Below are 21,617 nucleotides of genomic sequence, written 5' to 3' on the forward strand. Positions count from 1 at the left end.
ACGCTGCACATTCTGCCCTTGACACAACGCGATCTCCGTGCTGCGGGGGCCCGCCGCGACCCCGTCCGGGAGGCCCGTCCCCACCCCCTCCCGGGGTGCGGCGCAGGGTGATCCGCCCGCCGCGGCAAGCGCTCGCCGCAGGTCCGGGGACGCCGCGGCCGGCGGTTCGCGGCGGGCCCGCGCGGGCGCGGCGCACCGTCGCGGGCGGAACCAGGGCCTCCCGCTACCCTGGACGGGTGAAGCTCCGCCTGCGCCCCGCCGCCGCCGTCGCGATCTCCGTCGTCAGCCTGTCGGGCCTGACGGGCTGCGCGGTGTTCTCCCCGCCGACCGTGCTGAGGGTCTACAACCCGAGCGACGGGCTCAGCGCCACCGTCGGCGACGTGGGGGTCCGCAACGCGCTGATCGTCTCCCCCGCGGAGGGCGAGCCGGGCGTCGTCTCCGCCGTCCTGGTCAACAGCGGCACGGAGACCGCGCAGGTCACGGTCGCCGTCGACACGGGCTCCTCCCCGACGACCGCGGACTTCACCGTGCTGCCCGGGACGTCCTTCACGATCGGCAGCGGCAGCGGCGCGGCGAACCTGACGGGCGGCGACGTCGAGTCCGACACCACGGGCTGGCTGCAGGTCCCCGAGGTCACCGAGGTGCCCGGCGCCCTCGTGCCGATGACCTTCTCGGCCGGTGGCGCGGAGGCCTCGGTCGACGCGCCCATCGTCCGGCCCTGCTTCGCCTACGAGAACCTCGTGCCGACCCCCGCCGCCACGCCCTCGGCGGGCGAATCCGCGAGCCCGTCCGCGGCGAGCACCCCCAGCCCCTCGATCAACTGCCAGCCCGAGGTCGGCGAGGACGAGGTCAACGGCGAGACCGGCGACGACAACGCGGCCTGAGCACGCGGCCTGAGCACGCGGCCCGAGCAGGCGCGGACGCGCAGGCGCGGACGCGCAGGAGGGCGGGACCGGTGACGGTCCCGCCCTCCTCCGCGTCCGGTCAGCCCTCGAACTTGTACCCGAGCCCGCGGACCGTCACGAGGTAGCGCGGGTTCGACGGGTCCGGCTCGATCTTCGCGCGCAGCCGCTTGACGTGGACGTCGAGCGTCTTGGTGTCCCCGACGTAGTCGGAGCCCCACACGCGGTCGATGAGCTGGACGCGCGTGAGCACGCGGCCGGCGTTGCGCAGCAGCAGCTCCAGCAGCTCGAACTCCTTCAGCGGCAGCGGGACGCCCTCGCCGTGGACGGTGACGACGTGGCGGTCGACGTCCATGCGCACCGGACCCGCCTCGACCGTCGTCAGGACGAGGTCCTCGGGCTCCGCCCCGCGGCGCAGCACAGCGCGCACGCGCGCCAGCAGCTCGCGCGAGGAGTACGGCTTGGTCACGTAGTCGTCGGCGCCGATCTCCAGGCCCACGACCTTGTCGATCTCCGAGTCCTTCGCCGTCAGCATGATCACGGGGACGGACGAGCGGGTGCGCAGCTGCCGGCAGACCTCGGTGCCCGGCAGGCCGGGCAGCATGAGGTCGAGCAGGACCAGGTCGGCGCCGGAGCGGTCGAACTCCTCCAGGGCCTCGGGCCCGGTCTCGCTGACCGCCACGTCGTAGCCCTCCCGCCGCAGCAGGTAGGACAGCGGGTCGGAGAAGGACTCCTCGTCCTCCACCACCAGGATGCGCGTCACGGTCGGGCCTCCGTCGGGATGTCGTCGTGCGTGGTGTGGGGGGTGCCCGCGGCGTCGCCGGCGGGACGGGTCGCGCCGCGGGGGGCGCGGCGCAGGTTCGCGGGGGTGGACCGGGGCGGCGCCGCGGGGACGGCGGGCGCCGGTCCCTCGACCGTGCCGGTCGCGTCGGGCAGGCGGAGGGTGAAGGTGGAGCCCTCCCCCTCGACGCTCCAGACCCGGACGTCGCCGCCGTGGTTGCCGGCGACGTGCTTGACGATCGACAGGCCCAGGCCCGTGCCGCCGGTGATGCGCGAGCGCGCGGCGTCGACCCGGTAGAAGCGCTCGAAGATGCGCTCGACGTCGGCCGGGCTGATGCCCACGCCCCGGTCGCACACCGCGACGTCCACCGCGCGCGAGCCGCCGTCGGCGTCGGCGGTGCGCCGCACCTCCACCACGACGCGGCTGCCCTCGGGGGAGTAGGCGAGCGCGTTGTGCACGAGGTTGCGCACGGCCGTGACGAGCAGCTCGCGGTCGCCCACGACCTGCGCGCCGCGCGGGCCGGCGACCACGACCTCGGAGCCCCGCTCGTGCGCCACGCTGCCGGTGCGGTCGATGGCCTCGGCGATGAGCGCGTCGACCTCGAGCAGCGCCGGCTCGACCACGCCCTCCGCGGCCTGCAGGCGGGACAGGTCGATGATCTCCTGCACGAGCTGGGTCAGCCGGCGCGCCTCCCGGTGCATGCGCTGGGTGAAGCGCCGCACGGCCACCGGGTCGTCGGCGGCGTCCTCGACGGCCTCGGCGAGCAGCGACAGCGCGCCGACGGGCGTCTTGAGCTCATGGCTGACGTTGGCGACGAAGTCGCGGCGGACGGCCTCGATGCGGCGCGCCTCGGTGCGGTCCTCGAGCAGCAGCAGCACGTGGTGGGCCCCCAGCGGGGACACCCGCGCCAGGACGACCGTCCGCGGCCGGCCGAGCCCCGCCTCGAGCTCCTCCTCCGCCTCGCGGACCACCCCGTCGCGCCGGCAGGTGCGCACCATCTCGCGCAGGCTCGCGTGCCCGAGCTCGCGGCCGCTGACGACGCCGGTGGCGTAGGCCGCGGCGCTGGCCTTGACGACCGCGTCGGTCGCGTCGAGCACGACGGCGGAGGAGCGCAGCGCCAGGAGCACGTCGCTGACGCCCGCGGGCAGCCCGGCGGCGTCGGTGGCGGGCGGCAGCGGGGGCTTCTGCAGCCGCTCGGAGATCCGGAAGGCCAGCACACCGCCGCCGCCGACGGCGACGCCGACGGCCGCGGCCACGGCCGTCGTCAGGTCAGCGAGCACGGGACCAGCGTACGGTCGGAGCCGGGGCGGACCGCCGCAGCAGCAGTTCCCCGCCCACCGCTGCGCAGATGTTCACCTGCGGGGCGGAACCCGTTCACCGGCGGCTGCGAGCGTTGCGGCCACACCGGGTGCGCCGGCCGACCGGACGGCGGCACCCCGCAGAACCTGGAGGTGGCACGTGCGGAACGTCTTCCACGACGAGCTCAGCGGGCTCGTGGACACGCTCGTCGAGATGACCCACCTCGCGGAGTCCGCCATGACGCGGGCCACGACCGCGCTGCTGGACGGCGACCGCGAGCTCGCCGAGACGGTGATCGCGGGCGACGAGCGCATCGACTCCCTGGAGCGCGACCTCGAGGAGCGCTCCCTGCAGCTGCTCGCGCGCCAGGCGCCCGTCGCGACCGACCTGCGGGTCGTCGTCACCGCGCTGCGGATGAGCTCCAGCCTCGAGCGGATGGGCGACCTCGCCCGCCACGTCGCCAAGCTCGTGCGGCTGCGCCACCCCGACACCGTCGTGCCGGTGGAGCTGCGCTCGACCTTCCTGCAGATGGGCCAGGTCGCCGAGCGCATCGTCGCCAAGGCCGGCAACGTCATCGCCCACCGCGACGTGGCGCTGGCCGCCGAGATCGAGGTCGACGACGACGAGATGGACCGCCTGCACCGCGACGTCTTCGAGCACCTGCTCTCGCGCGAGTGGGAGCACACGACGGAGGTCGCGGTCGACCTCACGCTGTGCAGCCGCTACTACGAGCGCTTCGCCGACCACGCCGTCTCGGTGGCCAAGTCCGTCGTCTTCCTCGTCACCGGCAGCCACGCCGAGGTCGAGAGCAGCGACGGCCTGCCGCTGGTCGGCTGAGCCTCCGGGACCCCCGCGCGGGTGCGCCGGACGCCCCCGTCCCCGGCCGGGGGCAGGGGCGTCCGCTCAGGTGTAGCGTCCGCTGGGTGGCACGGCGCGAGGGTCCCCGCTGCGGTCCCGCGGGCCGGCCGGTGCTCCTGACCTGCGCCGTCGCCACCGCGGTGGCGCTGCTGGCGGGGTGCTCGGCCGACGAGCCGGACGCGCCGCCCGCCACCACGACGACCGTTCCGCCCTCGACCGCCGTCGCCTCGACGCCGGTCACGGCGAGCCCGACGACGAGCGTCCCGGCCTTCGACTGCGCCGCCGTGGACACCGCGCAGCAGGAGCTCGACCGGGCCTACGCCGACGAGCTCGACCGCCTCGACGTGCACCGGGGCGACCCGCGCGCCCAGTCGGTCTACGCCCTGGTGACGACCACCCAGGGGCCGGCGTACTACTCCGCGGTGCTGACCGCCGCCCCGGCGGAGTCCCGCGAGGACGCGCAGCTGGTCCTCGACTACTACGAGCGGCTGTCCGCGCAGGTGGGCGACCTCGACGTCGACAGCGGCACCGAGGAGGCGCTGGGCGACGCCATGGACCGCCTCGACGACGCGACCGTCGCGCTGGACCCCTCCCCCGCGGGCGGCACCGAGGTGGTCGCGGCCCAGGAGCGCCTGCAGGCCGGGGTGGAGCGCTCGTGCTCCGGCCCGGGCGCCTCGTCGTCACCCGCGACCAGCAGCCCGGTCCCGTCAGGCAGCTCGGACCCCTCGGCCGGCCCCGTCCCGTCGGACGGCCCGACGGCGACGACCTCCACCGCCACGAGCTGACGACGCCGGGGCGCCGCCCCGCGGGACGGCGCCCCATGCTCACCTGCTCGACGACTCCGGCGGGTCAGCGACCTCGACCCTCCGGCGGGTCAACGACCCTGGTTGGCCACGGCCTGCACCGCGGCGGCCGCGGCGTCGGCGTCGAGGTACTCCCCGCCCGGCGTGACCGGCTTCAGGTCGGCGTCGAGGCGGTAGACCAGCGGGATGCCGGTGGGGATGTTCAGGCCCGCGATGTCGGCGTCGGAGATGCCGTCGAGGTGCTTGACCAGGGCGCGCAGCGAGTTCCCGTGCGCGGCGAGCAGGACGACCTTGCCGGCCTGCAGGTCGGGGACGACCGCGGACTCCCAGTACGGCAGCATCCGGTTCACGACGTCGGCCAAGCACTCGGTGCGCGGGGCGTCGGCGCCGAGGTCGGCGTAGCGCGGGTCGGCGTCCTGGGAGAACTCCGAGCCGAGCTCGATCTCCGGCGGCGGGGTGTCGTAGGAGCGGCGCCAGAGCATGAACTGCTCCTCGCCGAACTCCGCGAGCGTCTGCTTCTTGTCCTTGCCCTGCAGCGCACCGTAGTGGCGCTCGTTCAGGCGCCAGGAGCGCCGCACGTCGATCCAGTGCCGGTCGGCCGCGTCGAGCGCGAGGTGCGCGGTGGTGATCGCGCGGCGCAGCAGCGACGTGTGCACGACGTCGGGCAGGACCCCGGCCTCGGCCAGCAGCGTGCCGCCGCGCGCGGCCTCCGCGCGGCCCTTCTCCGACAGCGGCACGTCGACCCAGCCGGTGAACAGGTTCAGGGCGTTCCACTCGCTCTCGCCGTGGCGCAGGAGGACGAGGGTGTGCGCGGACTCGGTCATGGGCGGAACCCTAGGCCATGCCCGCGGCGCTGCTCCCGGCTCCCTCACCGCCCGCGGCGCTCGCCGAGAACCGCTGCTCGCGCGCCCCCTCGTACACCTGCAGGGTCGCCTCGGCGGTCGCGTCCCAGCCGAAGCGGGTGGCCCGCCGGCGGGCCGCCTCCCCCAGCCGGTGGCGTCGCGCGGGGTCGTCCAGCAGCTCCCGCAGCACCTGCGCCCAGCGCCGCGGGTCGTGCCCGTCGACCAGGACGCCGGTCTCGCCGTCGGCCACGGCGGTGCGCAATCCGCCCACCGCGGCAGCCACCACGGGGGTGCCGCAGGCCTGCGCCTCCAGCGCCACGAGGCCGAAGGACTCGTTGTGGCTCGGGACCGCGACGAGGTCGGCCGCGCGGTAGTGCTCGGCGAGCTCCGGGCGGTCGACGGGCGGGCGGATCGTCACGACGTGCTCCAGCCCCAGCTCGCGCACCAGGTCGGCGAGCGCGTGCGGGTGCTGGGTCCCGGACCCGCTCGGCCCGCCCAGGACGACCACGCGCAGCCGCCCGCGCCGGGCCGGGTCGGCCCGCAGCAGCTCCGCCGCCGCGCGGACCAGCAGGTCCGGGGCCTTCAGCGGCTGGATGCGGCCCACGAACAGGAGCAGCTCGACGTCCCGGCCGAACCCGAGCCGCTCGCGCGCGGCCGCGCGGGCGCCGGGGCCCGGCGCGGAGAACGTCGCCAGGTCGACGCCCGGGGCCACGACGGCGACCTTGGCCGGGTCGGCCCCGTAGAGGTCGAGCAGCTCCTGGCGCTCCTCGCCCGTGTTGGCCACCAGCCGGTCCGCGGCCGCGACCACCTGCTCCTCGCCGATCACGCGCCCCGAGGGCTCCGGGTCGTCGCCGTCGGCGAGGTGCGCGTTCTTGACCTTGGCCATCGTGTGCATGGAGTGCACGAGCGGGACGTCCCAGCGGTCGGCGACGAGCCAGCCCACCTGCCCGGACAGCCAGTAGTGGGAGTGCACGACGTCGTAGTGGCGCTCGTCGTGGCGCGCGCCGGTGCGCAGGACGCCCGCCGTGAACGCGCAGAGCTGACCCGCGAGGTCCTCCTTGCCGAGGCCCTCGTAGGGGCCGGCGGAGACGTGGCGGACCCGCACGCCCGGGGCGGCCTCGACGACCTCGGGCTGGTCGGAGGCGGTGCGGCGGGTGAAGACCTCGACCTCGACGCCGCGGCGCGCGAGCTGCTCGGCGAGCTGGACGACGTAGACGTTCATGCCGCCCGCGTCGCCCGTGCCCGGCTGCGCGAGGGGGGACGTGTGCACGGACAGCAGCGCCACGCGGTGCAGGCCCACGCGCACCCCTCCTCCGCACTCGGCGCCCCGGGAGCCGGGGCGGTCCTGGTGGGCGCGGCTGCCGCTACCGTCGGCCCGTGTCCCGGCCCAGCGGCGACCGCACCGGCCGGTCTCCCGCCGAGCAGTCTGCCTCCTCCCCCCGGGCCCGCGCCCTGGCGGGGTCGGGCGCGGGGCACCGCCCGCGCGCGGGCTCGCCCGTCGGCTCGGTCACCCGCGGCACGACCGGGCCGGACCGGCTGCGCCGGGTGGAGCGCTGGCTGGCGCAGACGCAGGCGCCCCGGCTGCGCTCGGCGGCCGACCCGCTCGTCGTCGACCTGGGCTACGGCGCGCGGCCCGTCACCGTCACCGACCTGCAGCGCTGGCTGCGCGGGGTGCGCCCCGACGTCCGCCTGGTCGGGCTGGAGATCCACCCGGAGCGCGTGGAGGCGGCCCGCCGCGCGCTGGCCGGCGTCCCCGGCGCCCCCGAGTTCGCCCTCGGCGGGTTCGAGCTGGCGGTGCCCGGCGGCGGCGACCCGGTGATCGTGCGGGCCTTCAACGTCCTGCGCCAGTACGACGAGTCGCAGGTCGCGGCCAGCTGGGACCTGCTGCGCTCGCGGCTCGCGCCGGGCGGGCTGCTCGTGGACGGCACCTGCGACGAGCTGGGCCGGCGCTCGACGTGGATCGCCGTGGAGGCCGAGCGCGGGCCCGTGTCCCTGACGGTGTCGGTGCGCCTGGGCGGGCTGGGCACGCCGTCGGACGTCGCCGAGCGCCTGCCGAAGGCGCTCATCCACCGCAACGTGCCGGGCGAGGGGGTGCACGACTTCCTGCGCGCCGCCGACGCGGCGTGGGCGCGCCACGCGCCGCTGCAGACCTTCGGCGCGCGGCAGCGGTGGATCGCCACCTGCCGCGACCTCGCGGGCGCGTGGCCCCTGCTGGACTCGCCCTCGCGGTGGCGCCTCGGCGAGGTCACCCTGGCGTGGTCCGCCGTGGCGCCCCGTCCCGGTCGGGCATGATCGGGGCGTCCCCCGGGTGCGGCCGCAGCGCGGCCGGCACCGCACCGGCGCGGGCCGGGAGGAGCGATCAACCAGGAGGCGACGTGGCCGGTCAGACCCCAGCCGGGAACCCCCGTCCCACCATCCGCGACATCGCCCGCGTGGCCGGCGTCTCGAAGGCCTCGGTGTCCTACGCCCTCAACGACCAGCCCGGGGTCTCCCCCGGCACCCGCGACCGCATCCTGGCCGCGGCCGAGCAGCTGGGCTGGCGGCCGAGCGCCGCGGCCCGCTCCCTGTCCAACGCCCGGGCGGGCGCCGTGGGGCTCGCGATCGCGCGCGACGTCCGGCTCCTCGGCGAAGAGCCCTACTACATGCGGCTCATCGCCGGGATGGAGAGCGTCCTCGCGGCGCAGGGCGTCTCGCTGCTGCTGACGGTCGTCCCGGACGTGGGCGCGGCCGTGGAGGTCATGCGCGGCTGGTGGGCCGAGCGCCGCGTCGACGGCGTCGTCCTGACCGACCTGCGGGTCGACGACCCGCGCCTGGACCTCGTCGCGGACCTCGGCATCCCCTGCACCTTCGGCGGGGGCCCGCCGGACCCCCGCGGGTACGCGCCCGCCGCAGGCGGCCGCGACCCCGAGCGCGGGCCGCTCACCGAGGTCGTCGAGCACCTGCTGGCGCAGGGCCACCGCCGCCTCGCCCGGGTCGGGGGCCCCGCGCACTTCCAGCACACGCGCCGCCGCAACGCCGCCTGGCGCGAGGTCACGCGCGAGGCGCTGGGCCGCGCGCAGCCGGTCCTGTCCGCGGACTACTCCGGCCGCGAGGGGCTCGCCGCGACCCGGCGGCTGCTCGCGCGGGCCGAACCCCCGACGGCGCTCGTGTTCGACAACGACGTCATGGCCGCCACGGTGGTCGCCGAGCGGCGCGCGCTGGGCGTGCGGATCCCCGAGGACCTCGCGGTCGTGGCGGGTGAGGACTCGATCCTCTGCCGCCTCGCCGACCCCGCCGTCAGCGCCCTGCGCCGCGACGTCACCGCGGCGGGGGTGGCGAGCGCGGTCGTGCTGCTCGACGTCCTGGCCGGCCGCGAGCCCGCGCCCCAGGCGGCGCCCGGCTACGAGTTCATCGCGCGGGCGAGCTCCACCGCCGCCCGCCGCTGATCCGCGGCACCCACCCCCACCGCGGCGACCCCGGCGCGCGCGCCCGGACCGCGACCGGAACGTCACCTCCCGCCGGTTGACTTGAACCGGTTAAGCCGCCACCGTGGGTCCCCGCGGGGTTCGACGGACCCGGACCCGCGGAAACCCCCCGTCGCCAAGGGAGACGACCGTGCGCCGACGCACCTTCAGCACCGCCCTGATCGCCACCGCAGCAGTCGGCAGCGTTCCGCTGGCCTCCTGCTCCTCCGACGACTCGGGGTCTGGCGACGGCGCCAAGACCCTGAAGTACTGGGCGAGCAACCAGGGCACCAGCCTGGACAACGACAAGGAGATCCTGACCCCGGAGCTCGCGAAGTTCGAGCAGCAGACCGGGATCAAGGTCGAGCTCGAGGTCATCCCGTGGGACAGCCTGCTCCAGCGCATCCTGCAGGCCACGACCTCCGGCGACGCCCCCGACGTCCTCAACATCGGCAACACCTGGTCGGCGTCGCTGCAGGCCACGGGCGCCTTCCTGCCCTTCGAGGCCGACCAGTACACGGCGGTCGGCGGCAAGGACAAGTTCCTCGAGACCAGCCTCGGGTCGACCGGCGCCGAGGGGCAGCCGCCGACGTCGGTGCCGCTGTACGGCCTGGCCTACGGGCTGTTCTACTCCAAGAAGATGTTCGCCGACGCGGGCATCACGACGCCCCCGGCGACGTGGGCCGACCTGGTCACCGACGCCAAGCAGCTCACCGACGCCGCCGCGGACCGCTGGGGCATGACGGTCGCCGGCGCCAGCTACACCGAGAACGCGCACTTCGCCTTCATGTTCGGCAAGCAGAACGGCGCCGAGTTCTTCGACGACGCCGGCAAGCCGACCTTCACCGACTCGGGCAACGTCAAGGGCCTGCAGCAGTACCTCGGCCTGATGTCGACCGACAAGGTCGTCAGCCCGTCAGCGGCGGAGCACCCCACCACCAACGACATGATCGCCGACTTCACGGGCGGCAAGGCGGCCATGTTCATGGGCCAGAACAACTCCGAGGCCACCATCCTCAGCAACGGCATGACGGCCGCCGACTACGGCGTGGCGCCCATCCCGATCCTGGACCCGCTGCCCTCCGGCGGCCAGCGCGTCAACAGCCACGTGGCGGGCATCAACATGAGCGTCTTCGCCGACTCCGACAACGTCGACGGGGCCCTGCAGTTCGTGAAGTTCATGACGAGCCCCGAGGAGCAGGTGATCCTCAACCAGAAGTTCGGGTCGCTGCCCGTGGTCGCCGAGGCCTCCAGCGACGCGGCCTTCCAGACCGAGAACCTCAAGATCTTCAACTCGGTCCTCTCCGAGACCGCCGCGCCCCTGCCGATGATCCCGAACGAGAGCCAGTTCGAGACCACCGTGGGGCAGGCCATGCAGGACCTCTTCGGCCGCATCGCCACGGGCACCACCCCCGGCGACTCCGACGTCGAGGCCGCGCTCGAGGGCGCGCAGCAGAAGATGGCCGGCGGGGCCTGAGCCCGATGGCCACCTCGACGTCCCCGCGGACGGGCCGGGCGCAGACGCCCCGGCCCGCCCGGCGTGCGCCGCGCAGCCACCTGGCCCCGGGGTGGCTGCCCTACGTCCTGCTCGCCCCGGCGCTGCTGTTCGAGCTGCTCGTGCACATCATCCCGATGGTCACCGGCATCTTCATCAGCACGCTGGAGCTCACCCAGTTCTACGTGCGCCGCTGGCTCGACGCGCCCAGCGCGGGCGTCGGCAACTTCAAGATCGCCCTCGACTTCGACGGGGCGATCGGGGCGTCGCTGCTGCGGTCCTTCGGGATCACCTTCGCCTTCACGATCTGCACCCTGGCGCTGTCGTGGGCGCTGGGCATGTTCGCCGCGGTGCTGCTGCAGCGGCCGTTCCGCGGCCGCAACGTGCTCCGCACGCTGTTCCTCGTGCCCTACGCCCTGCCCGTCTACGCCGGCGTGATCGTCTGGAAGTTCATGCTCGGCCGCGACAACGGCATGGTCAACGCCCTGCTGAGCGGGCTGGGGATCACCGACGGCAGCACCTTCTGGCTCCTGGGGAACAACGCCTTCGTCTCCACGGTCGTCGTGGCCGTCTGGCGGCTGTGGCCGTTCGCCTTCCTCACCCTGATGGCCGGCCTGCAGTCGGTGCCGGGTGAGGTCTACGAGGCTGCCGCGGTGGACGGCGCCGGGATGTGGCAGCAGTTCCGCAGCTTCACGCTGCCGATGCTGCGGCCCGTCAACCAGGTGCTCCTGCTGGTGCTCTTCCTGTGGAGCTTCAACGACTTCAACGTGCCGTACATCCTCTTCGGGCAGTCCGTGCCCGCCTCGGCCGACCTGATCTCCATCCACGTCTACCAGGCCTCGTTCATCACCTGGAACTTCGGCGTGGGGTCGGCCATGTCCGTCCTGCTGCTGCTGGTCCTGCTCGTGATCACGGCCGTCTACCTGCCCCTGAGCAGCCGGAGGATGCGCGATGCGTGAGCCCGTCTCGTTCCGCGTCCTGCGCGTCGTGGGACTCACCCTGCTGACGCTGTTCGTGCTGGGGCCGATCTACGTCATGGTCTCCAGCTCCCTGAAGCCGCTGGGCGACGTCCAGGGCAAGTTCACCTGGATCCCCTCGACGATCACGTTCGACCCGTTCATCGACATCTGGTCGACCGTGCCGCTGGCCCGCTACTTCGGCAACAGCCTCGTGATCTCGCTGCTGGCCACGGTGTGCTCGGTCGTGCTGGCCATCTCCGCGGCCTACGCGATCAGCCGGTACCGCTTCCACGGCCGCAGCGCCTTCCGGATCACCGTGCTGTCGACGCAGATGTTCCCCGGCATCCTCTTCCTGCTCCCGCTGTACCTGATCTTCGTCAACATCGGGCAGCTCACGGGCTTCGCGCTGCAGGGCAGCCGGCTGGCGCTGGTCATCACCTACCTGACGTTCTCGCTGCCCTTCGCCATCTGGATGCTCGTCGGGTACTTCGACTCGATCCCCCGCGAGCTCGACGAGGCGGCGCACGTCGACGGGGCCGGCCCCATCGGCGCCCTCGTCCGCGTCGTCCTGCCCAGCGCGGCCCCCGGCATTGCGGCCGTCGCGATCTACTCGTTCATGACGGCCTGGGGCGAGACCCTCTTCGCCTCGGTCATGACCAACCAGGACTCCCGCACCCTGGCCATCGGCCTGCGGGAGTACTCCACCCAGACGAACGTGTACTGGAACGAGGTGATGGCCGCCTCGCTCGTGGTCAGCGTCCCCGTCGTCGTCGGGTTCCTCCTCCTGCAGCGCTACCTCGTCCAGGGCCTGACGGCCGGCGCCGTCAAGTAGCCCCGACGCACGAGCAGCCCCCTCCCCGCCCCAGCTCCTCCGCACCCCCGGGAGACCCCGTGCAGCGCCCGCACTCCGTCCTGTCCGTCGACGGCCGCCCCGTCACCTGGCTCGGCGCCAACTTCTGGTCCCGCTCCGGCGGGCCGCGGATGTGGGTCCGCTACGACCCCGCCGTGGTGCGGGAGGAGCTGCGGACGCTGCACGAGCACGGGCTGCGCGAGACCCGCTCGTTCCTGTACTGGCCGGACTTCATGCCGACGCCCGACGCCGTCGACGAGGAGCTCGTCGGGCACCTGCTCGACTTCCTCGACGCTCACGTCGAGACGGGCATGCGGACGATCCCCACGTTCCTCGTCGGGCACATGTCCGGGGAGAACTGGGACCCGGTCTGGCGCGAGGGCCGCGACCTCTACTCCGACGTGTGGATGGTGTCGCGGCAGGCGTGGTTCACCACCGAGATCACCCGCCGCACGCACCACCACGCGGCCGTCACGGGCTGGCTGATCAGCAACGAGATGCCCATCTACGGCCGCCGCCACGACGAGCCCGCCGCCCCGCAGCAGGAGGTCTCGGCCTGGGCGCAGCTGCTCGTCTCCGCCGTCCGCGCGGGCGGGGGCACCCAGCCCGTCTCGATCGGCGACGGCGCGTGGGGGCTGGAGGTCACGGGCGAGGACAACGGGTTCTCGGTGCGCGAGCTCGGCCGGCTGACCGACTTCACCGGGCCGCACGTGTACAAGATGGAGAGCGACCCGGTGCGCCAGCACCTCAACGCGGCCTTCGTGTGCGAGCTGGCGGCGGTGACCGGCCGGCCGGTGGTGCTGGAGGAGTTCGGCCTCACCGACGAGTTCGCCTCGGCGGCGAGCCAGGCGCACTACTACCGCCAGACCCTGCACACCAGCCTGCTCGCGGGCGCCACCGGCTGGCTGGCCTGGAACAACACCGACTACGACGCGCTGGCCGCCCAGCCGCCGTACTCCCACCACCCGTTCGAGATGCACTTCGGCATCACCGACGCCCAGGGCACGCCCAAGCCGGCCCTGCTGGAGCTGCGGGCGTTCGCCGAGGTCCTCGCCGACGTCGACCTGGCCCGGACCCGCCGCGTCGACACCGACGCCGCGCTCGTCGTCACGTCCTTCCTCGAGCGGCACTACCCGTTCACGCGCCCCGTCGACTCCCAGCAGGCCTTCCGCGCGCTGCGCCAGGCCTACGTCGCGGCCCGCGAGGCCGACCTGCCGCTGGCCTTCGCGCGCGAGGCCGACGGGTTCGGCGACGACGCGCTGCTGTACCTGGTGCCGTCGGTGCGCCAGCTGCTGGCCACCACGTGGGCGGACCTCGAGCGCCGCGCCGAGGCGGGTGCCACGGTGTACGCGTCGATCGCCTCGGGCGAGGAGCCCGTCCAGCGCGGCTCGTGGGCCCCGCACGTCGGGCGGCTGTTCGGCGTCGAGCACCAGCTCGTCTACGGCCTCGTCGAGCCCGTCGTCGAGGACGTCGTGGAGATCACCGTCGTGCGCGACTTCGGCACCCTGCGCGCCGGCGAGGTCCTGCACGCGCGGGCCGGCGGCAACGAGCACGCCCGCAGCTTCCTGCCCGTGGTGCCCGCGGGGGCCGAGGTCGTCGCGCAGGACGCGGCCGGGCGCCCCGTGCTGCTCGAGCGCACCGTGGGTGCCGGGCGGATGGTGCTCGGCACCTACCCGCTGGAGGGCATGGCCGGCCACCTGGCCCGGGTGAACCCCGAGCCGACGTGGCGCCTGTACGACGCGCTGGCGACCGTCGCCGGGGTCCGCCGGGCGGTGCGGGTCGACGACCCGCTCGTGCTCTGCGACGTCCTGGAGCGCGAGGACGGCACGCGCTTCGCGTGGTTCGTCAGCCAGCACCCCGGCGAGGTCACGGTCGACGTGCGCGCCGAGGGACCGCTGCTCGACCGCGCGAGCGGGGCCGACCTCGCCGGGAAGGTGCGGCTGCCGCCGTTCGGCGTCGTCGTGACCCGACTGGGCTGACCGGTTCGGGGGTGAGCAGGCGCGCCCTTACGCCTCCAGCAGCAGGGTCGTCGGGCCGTCGTTGACGAGCTCGACGGCCATGTCCGCGCCGAAGCGGCCCGTCACGACGGCCAGCCCGCGGGCGCGCAGCGCGTCCCGGACGGCGTCGACGAGGGGCTCGGCCACCGGTCCCGGGGCGGCGGCGTTCCACGTCGGGCGCCGGCCCTTGCGGGTGTCGCCGTAGAGCGTGAACTGGCTGACCAGCAGCACCCCCGCGCCCGCGTCGGTCACCGACCGCTCACCGCGCAGGATCCGCAGGTCGGCGACCTTGCGGGCGATCAGCTCGACCTGCGCGGGCCCGTCGTCGTGCGTGACGCCCAGCAGGACCAGCAGGCCCGGGCCGTCGAGCTCCGCAACGAGCTCGTCCCCGATCCGGACGGCGGCCCGGCTCACCCTCTGCACCACGGCTCTCACGCCCCGAGCCTGGCACAGGGCCGACCGGGGGCCGGAGGGCGTCGGATGCGGTGGACGTCCGGTGACGGCGGGCCGGACGGCGGGTGACGGGCCGGCGGCCGACCTACGATCGGGACGTGGACCTCCCCGTCGTCATCCCGCTCACCCTGCTCGCCCTCGGGGTCAGCGCCCTGGGGACCCTGGTGCGGCCGCGGCTGGACGCGGTGGTGGTGACGGTGCTGCTCGCGGCCGTCTGGGCCCGCGTGAACTCCCCCGTCGAGGGCGCGATCCTGCACACCTTCTCCGCCGACCGGGGCTTCACGGTCGCCGACCTCGTGTCGGTCGCGGGCCTCGCGGTCGCGGGGCTGGGCCTGCTGCGGCTGCTGCTGCGCTGGGGGCGGGCGTCAGCCGGCCCGGACCATCACGGACAGGGCCCGCGCGAGCAGGGCCGCCACGAGCAGGGCCGGCCGGTCGTCCGCGCCGCGGAGCCGCCCGTCCGGCCTCACCAGGGGCCGTAGGGGCCCTGGTGGCGCTCGTCGCGGCGGGGGCCGCCGCGGCCCTTGAACTGGCGCACGGCGGGACGCACGTCGGCCAGGTACACGCCGGCCGCGACGACGCCGATGATCGACAGGAAGTTCGGCACGCCGCCGCCCACGAAGACGAAGCAGAGCGCCGTGGCCACCGCGACGATCGCCACCCAGAACGTCTTGGTGCGCTTGCCGGCCGCCACGTAGGCGTCGGGCTTGTGCCGCACCGCGTCCACGAGGGCGAAGAGGGTCACGGCGAAGGCCCCCATGGACAGGACCAGCAGGACACCGCTCTGCACACCACCGATGAGGGACGTCACGGAGTGATCCTACGAGCGAGCCGTCCGCCGCGTTCCCGCCGCGCGGGCGCGTCCCCCGGGCGCACGCACCCGGACGGGGACACGCTCAGCGCTGCGAGGCGCGCAGGACCTCGTCGACGTCGACGACGCCCTCGCGGTAGCGGCGGCTGATCTCGTCGGTGCAGGCGTCCATGACGACCTGCACGCGGTGGCGGTCGGTGGAGAGCTCCTGCTCCAGCTCCACCAGCCGGTCGCGGGCCGCGGCGAGCTGGGCGTCGTCCATGCCGGCGACGTCGGACATCCGCGGGTCGGACACGGCCGCCTCGGCGCGGCGGCGGTGCTCGCCCACCCGGCTCGGCTCCACGGCGGTGTAGCGGCCGGAGCCGTGGTCGCTGCGGCGGGGGTCGGCCAGGATGTCGGTCAGCGAGGCGACGAGCTCGGCGTCCGTGCGGGCCGCGGGCACGTCGACCGCGCCGTCGGCGCCGGCGCGGCGCTGGGTCTCGGCGCCGAGCAGGTCCATGCGGCCCTGCACGAGGCGGCGCGCGTAGGAGAGGTCGGCCTCCTCCTGCTCGGCGACGTTGCGGCGCTCGCGCAGGTCCTCCAGCGACACCTCGGTCAGGCCGTCGAGGAACTCCGGGGCCAGCACGTGGTCGAGCGCCCGGCGCCCGCCCTCCTGGTAACCGCTCACGATCCCCGCCTCCAGCCGTCCTCGTGCGGCGCCGGCCTCATCGCTGAGCGCGAGGAGGCGCTGACGCTGCGTCCACCGCCGAGTATGGCGCACGCGGGCGGCCGGCGAGCGGTTCCCGCGCCCCGCGGGGCGTCAGGGCCTCACGGGGCGACGACGACCTCCTGCGCGGCGGCGATGCGGCGCTGGGCCACGGGCCCCGGCTGGTGGGCCTCGGCGACGCCCGCGGACCCCGCCAGCACGACGAGCGGGGCGTCGACGGGCAGCGACCGCTTGACCAGCGCCAGCGCCACCGGGCCGAGCTCGTGGTGGCGGGCCGCGGTCGTCACGGACCCGATCCGCTTGTCGTCCAGCACGACGTCGTCGCCGTGCGCGGGCAGGTCGTGCCCGGAGCCGTCGAGGTGCAGGACGACCAGGCGCCGCGGCGGCCGGCCCAGGTTGTGCACCTTGGCCACCGTCTCCTGACCGCGGTAGCAGCCCTTGTGCAGGTGCACGGCCGTGCGCAGCCAGTCCACCTCATGGGGGATGGAGCGCTGGTCGGTCTCGAAGCCGAGCCGGGGCCGCCAGGCCTCGACGCGCAGCGCCTCGCTCGCCCAGGTGCCGGCGAGGCGGCGCCCGGCGACGCGCTCCGCGAGCTCCGCGCGCGGCACGAGGACCTCGCGCCAGGCCCGGCCGGTGCCGGGGTGCTCCAGGGTCGAGACGGCGGAGTAGCCCGCGGTGTCCGCGCTGCCGCCCTCGGCCAGCGGCACCGCGCCCGGCCACGGGTCGACCCAGACGGGCCCGCCCGCGGCCGTCGTGTCGCGGCTGGGCTCGCCGAGCACGGCCCACTCGGCGGTGACGTCGGCGACCTCGACGCGCAGCATGAAGCGCATGCGCTCGAGGAAGGCGACGAGACCGGCCTGCACCCCGGGCTCGACGGTGATCCAGGTGGCCTCGCCGTCGTCGACGAGGTGCAGGTCGTGCTCGATGCGGCCCTGCGGGCTGAGGACCAGCGTCTCGGTGGCGCGGCCGGGCGCGAGGCCCGTGAGCAGCTGCGACGTGATGCTGTTCAGCCAGCTCAGGCGGTCGGGGCCGCTGACGCGGACGACCCCGCGGTGGGAGAGGTCGGCCACGGCCGTGCCCGCGACGAGCGCGCGCTGCTCCCCCACCGGGTCGCCGTAGTGCCAGGCCACCCCGGAGTCGCGGCCGTCGGCCGCGACCGCCCCGGGCGCGGACAGCAGCGGCGAGGCGGGCGTGGCGGGCCCGCCCGGGCCGGTGGTGGACTCGACGGTGGTGCTCACGACGCCTCCGGGTGCTGGTGGGTGGCCGCGGGGCGGCCGGTGGGGCGGGTGCGGCAGTCCGCGCAGCGCCCGCGCAGGGCGAGGTGGCGGGTGTCCAGGGCGAAGCCGCCCACCGCGAGGACGTCCGCGGCGAAGCCCGCCGCGAGCTCCGCGGGGACCTCGTCGACGCGCCCGCACCCCTCGCACAGCAGGTGCAGGTGGTCGGCGTGCTCGACGGCGTGGAAGGACGGCGAGGGCCGGTCGAGCCGGGTGCTCGCGACGAGCCCGAGCTCCTCGAGCAGCGACAGCGCCCGGTAGACGGTGGACGGGTTGACCACGGCCCCGCCTGACTCGGCGCCGTCGTCGGCCGCGAGGTGCGCGGCCACCTCCTCCGCCGTGGCGTGCCCGAGACCGCGGACCGCGTCCAGCACCCGCTCGCGCTGCGGCGTCAGCCGCAGTCCGCGGGCGTGCAGCACGCTGCCCAGGTCGTCGCTCACCCGCCGAGCCTACGTCCGGCCCCGGCGCCCGACCGCCTCAGGGACGGGAGCGGCTCAGGAGACGCGCTTGAGCCGCGCGGAGGCGTAGCTGCGCATCGGGACCCCGTCGGCCGCGACGTCGAGGGCCCACAGCAGGTCGCCCTCGACGAGGCCGTACATCCGCTGCGCGGCCGTGTACTCGTGGGCGGTGGTCGTGCGGGCCACCACGTCGGTGGACAGCTCGATGCGGGGGCCGGTGACGGTGCCGACGAGGACCTCGACGACGCCCGTGGGGTGCGCGAGCAGCACCTCGAGGTCGACGGGGACGGGCTGGCCGGGCGCCGCGACGGCGTTCACCGGCTGCGGGCGCCAGTAGCCGCTCTCGACGTCGAGGGGCGTGGTCGTCTGCCCCGACTCGTCGAGGGCCCAGCTGGTGGAGGTGTAGCTGAGGAAGTCGCGGCCGTCGTGCGTGAACTCGACGACCTGCCCGAACCGGGTGTCCTCACCGCGGGCGGGGTGGCCGAGCACGCCCGCGCCCTCCCAGCGGCCGAGGAGCCAGGCCAGCGGGACGAGCGCGAGGGGGGTGTCGGAGCTGAGGGGGACGGGCACGGGTCAGCGCTGTCCCTTGTAGAGGCGGTACACCACGAAGCCCGCGAACCACATGATGATGATCGAGACGACGATCAGCAGGACGAGGAAGAAGACTTCGATGGCGTGCACGGGGTCAGCCTACCGACCCGCGCGGGCCGCGCCCCCGCACGTGTCCGGGCTCACGCCCCACTCGCGAGGGCCGCGCGGAGCGCCCCGGCCGGCCCGGTGCTTCAGCCGAGCAGCAACCGGCCGACGACGTACGCGCCGGCCCCGGACATCGCGACCGGGCCCGCGGCCACGGCGAGCGCCGCCGAGAGCCCGTGCACGCTGGGCAGCCGCTCGGAGTGGGCGCGCCAGGCCGCGCTGAGCAGCCCCGCGCCGACGCCCGCGACGACCCCGGCGACGGTCCACCGCACGTCGGAGACGGGCATCCCGTCGCTCAGCAGGACCACGACGGCGCTCGCGACCCAGCCCGTGGCCGCCCCGGCGAGCAGGCTCAGCGGCCCGGCCACGCGCAGCGGCCAGCCCGCGGCGCAGACGGCGCCGGTCGCCGCCACGGCCGCGAGCACCACGGCCGCGAAGGCCGGCCCCCCGACGGTGCGGGGCACCGCCACCCAGGCCGCGGCCAGCACGACGACGGCCTGGCCCGTCACGGCACCGGTCACCGACTCCACGAGGCGGGGCCGGCCGTCGCGGCGCAGGAACTGGTGGGCGAAGGCCACGAGCAGCGCGAGCGCGGCCGCGGAGGGCAGCACGGCCAGCGGGTCGTCGCCCCCGGCCGTGGTGACGACGACCGTGACCGCGGCGGCCGCGGCGGCGAGGGCGACGACGGAGGCCGTCCCGCGCGGGGAGGGCAGGCTCAGCAGGGGCGACCAGCCCACCGCCACGAGCAGGCCCACGAGGACCACGGCGACCGTGAGGAGTCCCAGCGGCGCGAAGGCCGCCACGGCCACCAGGGCCGCGAGGGCGGCCGAGACCGAGGCCGTCGCGGAGGTGCTCACGCCGCGCATCCTCCCAGAGGTGGCGACCGGCGGGCTCCGGGCCGCCGCGGGGCGGCCCCCGCGGGTCGGGACCCGGCGCGCGGGACGGGCCCGCGACGACCACGGCGCCCCGCCACCCGGTTATCCTTCGAGCCTCGTGGGCCGCCGTGGCGGCCCGCCCGGGCGATGAGGAGGGCAGGACAGCGGGTGGCCCAGATCCTCGTGCTCACGAACGCGCTGACCCCGTCGACGGAGGTCCTGCCCGCCCTCGGGCTGCTGCCGCACACCGTCCGGGTCCTCCCGGCGGAGGCCTCGGTGCTCGTGGACGAGCCGACGTCCGACGCCGTCCTCGTCGACGGCCGCCGCGAGCTCGCGGCCGCCCGCTCGCTGTGCCGGCTGCTGCGCACGACCGGCCTCTCGCAGCCCCTGCTGCTCGTCCTCACCGAGGGCGGCATGGCCGCGGTCGCGGCCGACTGGGGCGCCGACGACATCCTCCTGGACACGTGCGGCCCCGCCGAGCTGGACGCCCGCCTGCGCCTGGCCGCGGGCCGCCTGCGCCGCTCGGCCGACGAGGCCGAGGGCGCCCAGCCCAGCGAGATCCGCGCGGGGGACGTCGTCATCGACGAGTCCGCCTACTCCGCGCGCGTGCGCGGCCGGCAGCTGGACCTCACGTACAAGGAGTTCGAGCTCCTCAAGCACCTGGCGCAGCACCCGGGCCGCGTGTTCACCCGCGCCCAGCTGCTGCAGGAGGTCTGGGGCTACGACTACTTCGGCGGCACCCGCACGGTCGACGTCCACGTGCGGCGGCTGCGCGCGAAGCTCGGGGTCGAGCACGAGCACGCCATCGGCACCGTCCGCAACGTCGGCTACCGCTTCGTGGCGAACGGCCGCGACGCCGACGACGACGAGGACCTGGCCGAGCTGCCCGCCGGCGCCGCACCGGCCGCCGAGACGCCGCCGGACCTCCCCGCCCCCGCGAGCCCGGCCCGGCGCACCGACCTGCCGCCCGCGCTGCGCCCCGGCGTGCGGCCGTCCCGGTGACCGACCCCGTGACGGACCCGGCGACCGACCCCGTGACGGACCCGGCGACCGACCCCGTGATGGACCCGGCGACCGACCCGTCCGCGGGTCGCACCCTCGCGGTGGCGGCCGGGGTCCTGCCCGCCCCGCTGCGCGAGGCCGTCGAGGCGCTGGCCGCCGAGGCCTCGCGGGTCGACGGCGCCGCGGCGCTCAGCGAGGACGCGCTGCTGCGGCTGCGCACCACGTCGCTGACCAGCCACCTCCTGGTGCGCGACGGCGACGAGCTCGCCGGGTACGCGCAGCTCGCGCCCACCGAGGCCGACGCGCCCGCGGCCGGTGAGCTGCTGGTCCACCCCGCGCACCGCCGCCGCGGCGCCGGGCGCCTGCTGCTGGACCGGGTCGTGGACGTCGCGGGCCCCGCCGGCGCGCTGCTCTGGTCGCACGGCGACACCCCGGGCGCCGCGGCGCTCGCCGCCGCCGGCGGCTGGGAGCGCGTGCGCGAGCTGTGGCGCATGGAGCGGCCGCTGGCCGGGATCGAGGGCCTCGAGGTCCCGGCGCTGCCCGCGGGGGTGCGCGTGCGCCCCTTCGTCCCCGGCGCCGACGACGAGGCCTGGGTGGCGCTGAACGCCGCGGCCTTCGCCACGCACGCCGAGCAGGGCCGCTGGGGCGTCGCCGACCTGCGGCTGCGCCAGCGCGAGCCGTGGTTCGACCCCGAGGTCCTGCTGCTGGCGGAGGACACGAGCGGCCCGGAGCCCCGGCTCGTCGGGTCCTGCTGGATGAAGGTCGCCCCGGCCGTCCCGGGCGGGGAACCCGTCGGTGAGCTCTACGTCCTCGGCATCTCCCCCGCCGCCGCGGGCCGCGGCCTGGGCCGCGCCCTGCTGGTCCGGGGGCTGCAGGCCCTGCTGCCCCGCGGCGCGGCCACGCCGGCGGGCACGATGCCCGTCGAGCTGTACGTGGACGCCGACAACGAGCCCGCGACCCGGCTGTACGCGCGGCTCGGCTTCGAGCGCGTCGCGGTGGACGTGCAGTACCGCTCCCCGCACGCCTGAGCGGCGCCACACCACGCCCGCCCGCGCGGGCCCACCCGCGGGCGGTGGCACCCGCCGTCCACCGGGCGTGCACTCCCCCGTCGCCCGC

The 21,617-nt window shown here is 75.6% G+C and carries 23 protein-coding genes; 12 read left to right on the forward strand and 11 right to left on the reverse strand.

The window, feature by feature from the left end; genetic code table 11:
* Positions 1–236 precede the first annotated feature (236 nt).
* Positions 237–884 carry a hypothetical protein gene (locus tag F1544_RS00950; RefSeq protein ID WP_167581002.1) on the forward strand — a complete coding sequence of 216 codons (648 nt, stop codon included), beginning with the start codon at positions 237–239 and terminating at the stop codon, positions 882–884.
* Between the two features lie 100 nt (positions 885–984).
* On the opposite strand, the gene F1544_RS00955 is transcribed toward F1544_RS00950, so the two are convergent.
* Both F1544_RS00955 and F1544_RS00960 read right to left on the reverse strand, forming a co-directional pair.
* A complete protein-coding gene (locus F1544_RS00955; protein ID WP_167581003.1) occupies positions 985–1,665 on the reverse strand; it encodes a winged helix-turn-helix domain-containing protein in 681 nt (226 codons plus the stop codon).
* Positions 1,662–2,963, reverse strand: coding sequence for a sensor histidine kinase (locus tag F1544_RS00960; RefSeq protein ID WP_308469808.1), 1,302 nt, complete (start codon positions 2,961–2,963; stop codon positions 1,662–1,664). Before F1544_RS00960 ends, F1544_RS00955 begins: the two co-directional genes overlap by 4 nt.
* Before the next feature lie 178 nt (positions 2,964–3,141).
* Here F1544_RS00960 and phoU point away from each other — a divergent pair, with 178 nt between their 5' ends.
* Complete coding sequence (gene phoU / locus F1544_RS00965) at positions 3,142–3,819, forward strand: phosphate signaling complex protein PhoU (RefSeq protein WP_167581005.1); 678 nt, start codon at positions 3,142–3,144, stop codon at positions 3,817–3,819.
* A gap of 86 nt (positions 3,820–3,905) precedes the next feature.
* Complete coding sequence (locus tag F1544_RS00970; protein ID WP_167581007.1) at positions 3,906–4,625, forward strand: hypothetical protein; 720 nt, start codon at positions 3,906–3,908, stop codon at positions 4,623–4,625.
* A gap of 89 nt (positions 4,626–4,714) precedes the next feature.
* Here F1544_RS00970 and F1544_RS00975 read toward each other — a convergent pair whose 3' ends face one another.
* Together F1544_RS00975 and mshA are read right to left on the reverse strand one after the other, a co-directional pair.
* Positions 4,715–5,467, reverse strand: coding sequence for a phosphoglyceromutase (locus tag F1544_RS00975; protein WP_167581009.1), 753 nt, complete (start codon positions 5,465–5,467; stop codon positions 4,715–4,717).
* Positions 5,468–5,477: 10 nt separating this feature from the next.
* Entirely contained in the window at positions 5,478–6,791 is a 1,314-nt protein-coding gene (mshA, locus tag F1544_RS00980; RefSeq protein WP_167581011.1) for a D-inositol-3-phosphate glycosyltransferase, read from the reverse strand.
* Positions 6,792–6,937: 146 nt separating this feature from the next.
* Here mshA and F1544_RS00985 point away from each other — a divergent pair, with 146 nt between their 5' ends.
* From F1544_RS00985 to F1544_RS01010, 6 genes are all read left to right on the forward strand, one after another.
* Positions 6,938–7,777, forward strand: coding sequence for a class I SAM-dependent methyltransferase (locus F1544_RS00985; RefSeq protein WP_167581353.1), 840 nt, complete (start codon positions 6,938–6,940; stop codon positions 7,775–7,777).
* An 83-nt stretch (positions 7,778–7,860) separates the two neighbouring features.
* Positions 7,861–8,910: a LacI family DNA-binding transcriptional regulator gene (locus tag F1544_RS00990; RefSeq protein WP_308469811.1), complete on the forward strand. Its 1,050-nt coding sequence runs from the start codon at positions 7,861–7,863 to the stop codon at positions 8,908–8,910.
* Positions 8,911–9,079: 169 nt separating this feature from the next.
* On the forward strand, positions 9,080–10,405 hold the full coding sequence (locus F1544_RS00995) for an ABC transporter substrate-binding protein (protein ID WP_167581015.1): 1,326 nt from the start codon (positions 9,080–9,082) through the stop codon (positions 10,403–10,405).
* Between the two features lie 5 nt (positions 10,406–10,410).
* On the forward strand, positions 10,411–11,382 hold the full coding sequence (locus F1544_RS01000; RefSeq protein ID WP_167581017.1) for a carbohydrate ABC transporter permease: 972 nt from the start codon (positions 10,411–10,413) through the stop codon (positions 11,380–11,382).
* Positions 11,375–12,214 (forward strand): carbohydrate ABC transporter permease, encoded by an 840-nt coding sequence (locus tag F1544_RS01005; RefSeq protein ID WP_167581019.1) that lies wholly within the window; start codon positions 11,375–11,377, stop codon positions 12,212–12,214. The genes F1544_RS01000 and F1544_RS01005 overlap by 8 nt, the downstream gene beginning before the upstream one ends.
* A 59-nt stretch (positions 12,215–12,273) precedes the next feature.
* Positions 12,274–14,211 (forward strand): beta-mannosidase, encoded by a 1,938-nt coding sequence (locus F1544_RS01010; protein WP_167581021.1) that lies wholly within the window; start codon positions 12,274–12,276, stop codon positions 14,209–14,211.
* Between the two features lie 27 nt (positions 14,212–14,238).
* On the opposite strand, the gene dtd is transcribed toward F1544_RS01010, so the two are convergent.
* The gene (dtd, locus tag F1544_RS01015) at positions 14,239–14,664 is read right to left on the reverse strand and encodes a D-aminoacyl-tRNA deacylase (protein ID WP_167581023.1); all 426 of its coding nucleotides are present in this window, start codon (positions 14,662–14,664) and stop codon (positions 14,239–14,241) included.
* 116 nt (positions 14,665–14,780) lie between these two features.
* Between dtd and F1544_RS01020 the strand changes: the two genes are divergently transcribed.
* Complete coding sequence (locus F1544_RS01020; RefSeq protein WP_167581025.1) at positions 14,781–15,161, forward strand: hypothetical protein; 381 nt, start codon at positions 14,781–14,783, stop codon at positions 15,159–15,161.
* On the opposite strand, the gene F1544_RS01025 is transcribed toward F1544_RS01020, so the two are convergent.
* The 6 genes from F1544_RS01025 to F1544_RS01050 all read right to left on the reverse strand — a co-directional run bounded on the left by F1544_RS01025 (position 15,146) and on the right by F1544_RS01050 (position 19,481).
* Positions 15,146–15,490 (reverse strand): DUF2516 family protein, encoded by a 345-nt coding sequence (locus tag F1544_RS01025; protein WP_308469812.1) that lies wholly within the window; start codon positions 15,488–15,490, stop codon positions 15,146–15,148. The genes F1544_RS01020 and F1544_RS01025 overlap by 16 nt on opposite strands.
* 85 nt (positions 15,491–15,575) lie before the next feature.
* Positions 15,576–16,157: an RsiG family protein gene (locus tag F1544_RS01030; RefSeq protein WP_167581027.1), complete on the reverse strand. Its 582-nt coding sequence runs from the start codon at positions 16,155–16,157 to the stop codon at positions 15,576–15,578.
* Between the two features lie 140 nt (positions 16,158–16,297).
* On the reverse strand, positions 16,298–17,434 hold the full coding sequence (gene ygfZ / locus F1544_RS01035; RefSeq protein ID WP_167581029.1) for a CAF17-like 4Fe-4S cluster assembly/insertion protein YgfZ: 1,137 nt from the start codon (positions 17,432–17,434) through the stop codon (positions 16,298–16,300).
* Entirely contained in the window at positions 17,431–17,910 is a 480-nt protein-coding gene (locus tag F1544_RS01040; protein WP_167581031.1) for a Fur family transcriptional regulator, read from the reverse strand. Before F1544_RS01040 ends, ygfZ begins: the two co-directional genes overlap by 4 nt.
* 54 nt (positions 17,911–17,964) lie before the next feature.
* The gene (locus F1544_RS01045; RefSeq protein WP_167581033.1) at positions 17,965–18,498 is read right to left on the reverse strand and encodes a nitrobindin family protein; all 534 of its coding nucleotides are present in this window, start codon (positions 18,496–18,498) and stop codon (positions 17,965–17,967) included.
* A 212-nt stretch (positions 18,499–18,710) separates the two neighbouring features.
* The gene (locus F1544_RS01050; RefSeq protein ID WP_167581035.1) at positions 18,711–19,481 is read right to left on the reverse strand and encodes a hypothetical protein; all 771 of its coding nucleotides are present in this window, start codon (positions 19,479–19,481) and stop codon (positions 18,711–18,713) included.
* A 186-nt stretch (positions 19,482–19,667) separates the two neighbouring features.
* On the opposite strand from F1544_RS01050, the gene F1544_RS01055 reads away from it, so the two are divergent.
* Complete coding sequence (locus F1544_RS01055; RefSeq protein ID WP_167581037.1) at positions 19,668–20,501, forward strand: response regulator transcription factor; 834 nt, start codon at positions 19,668–19,670, stop codon at positions 20,499–20,501.
* Positions 20,498–21,529 carry a mycothiol synthase gene (mshD, locus tag F1544_RS01060; RefSeq protein WP_208971037.1) on the forward strand — a complete coding sequence of 344 codons (1,032 nt, stop codon included), beginning with the start codon at positions 20,498–20,500 and terminating at the stop codon, positions 21,527–21,529. Before F1544_RS01055 ends, mshD begins: the two co-directional genes overlap by 4 nt.
* Positions 21,530–21,617: the final 88 nt, after the last annotated feature.

Origin of the sequence: Kineococcus rubinsiae (assembly GCF_011839805.1) — a bacterium.
GTDB lineage: Bacteria > Actinomycetota > Actinomycetes > Actinomycetales > Kineococcaceae > Kineococcus > Kineococcus rubinsiae.

Excerpts from the sequence above, each read along its gene's own strand:
- F1544_RS00975 (WP_167581009.1), bottom strand. The coding sequence starts at position 5,467 with ATGACCGAGTCCGCGCACACCCTCGTCCTCCTGCGCCACGGCGAGAGC.
- F1544_RS01000 (WP_167581017.1), top strand. The coding sequence starts at position 10,411 with ATGGCCACCTCGACGTCCCCGCGGACGGGCCGGGCGCAGACGCCCCGG.
- F1544_RS01005 (WP_167581019.1), top strand. The coding sequence starts at position 11,375 with ATGCGTGAGCCCGTCTCGTTCCGCGTCCTGCGCGTCGTGGGACTCACC.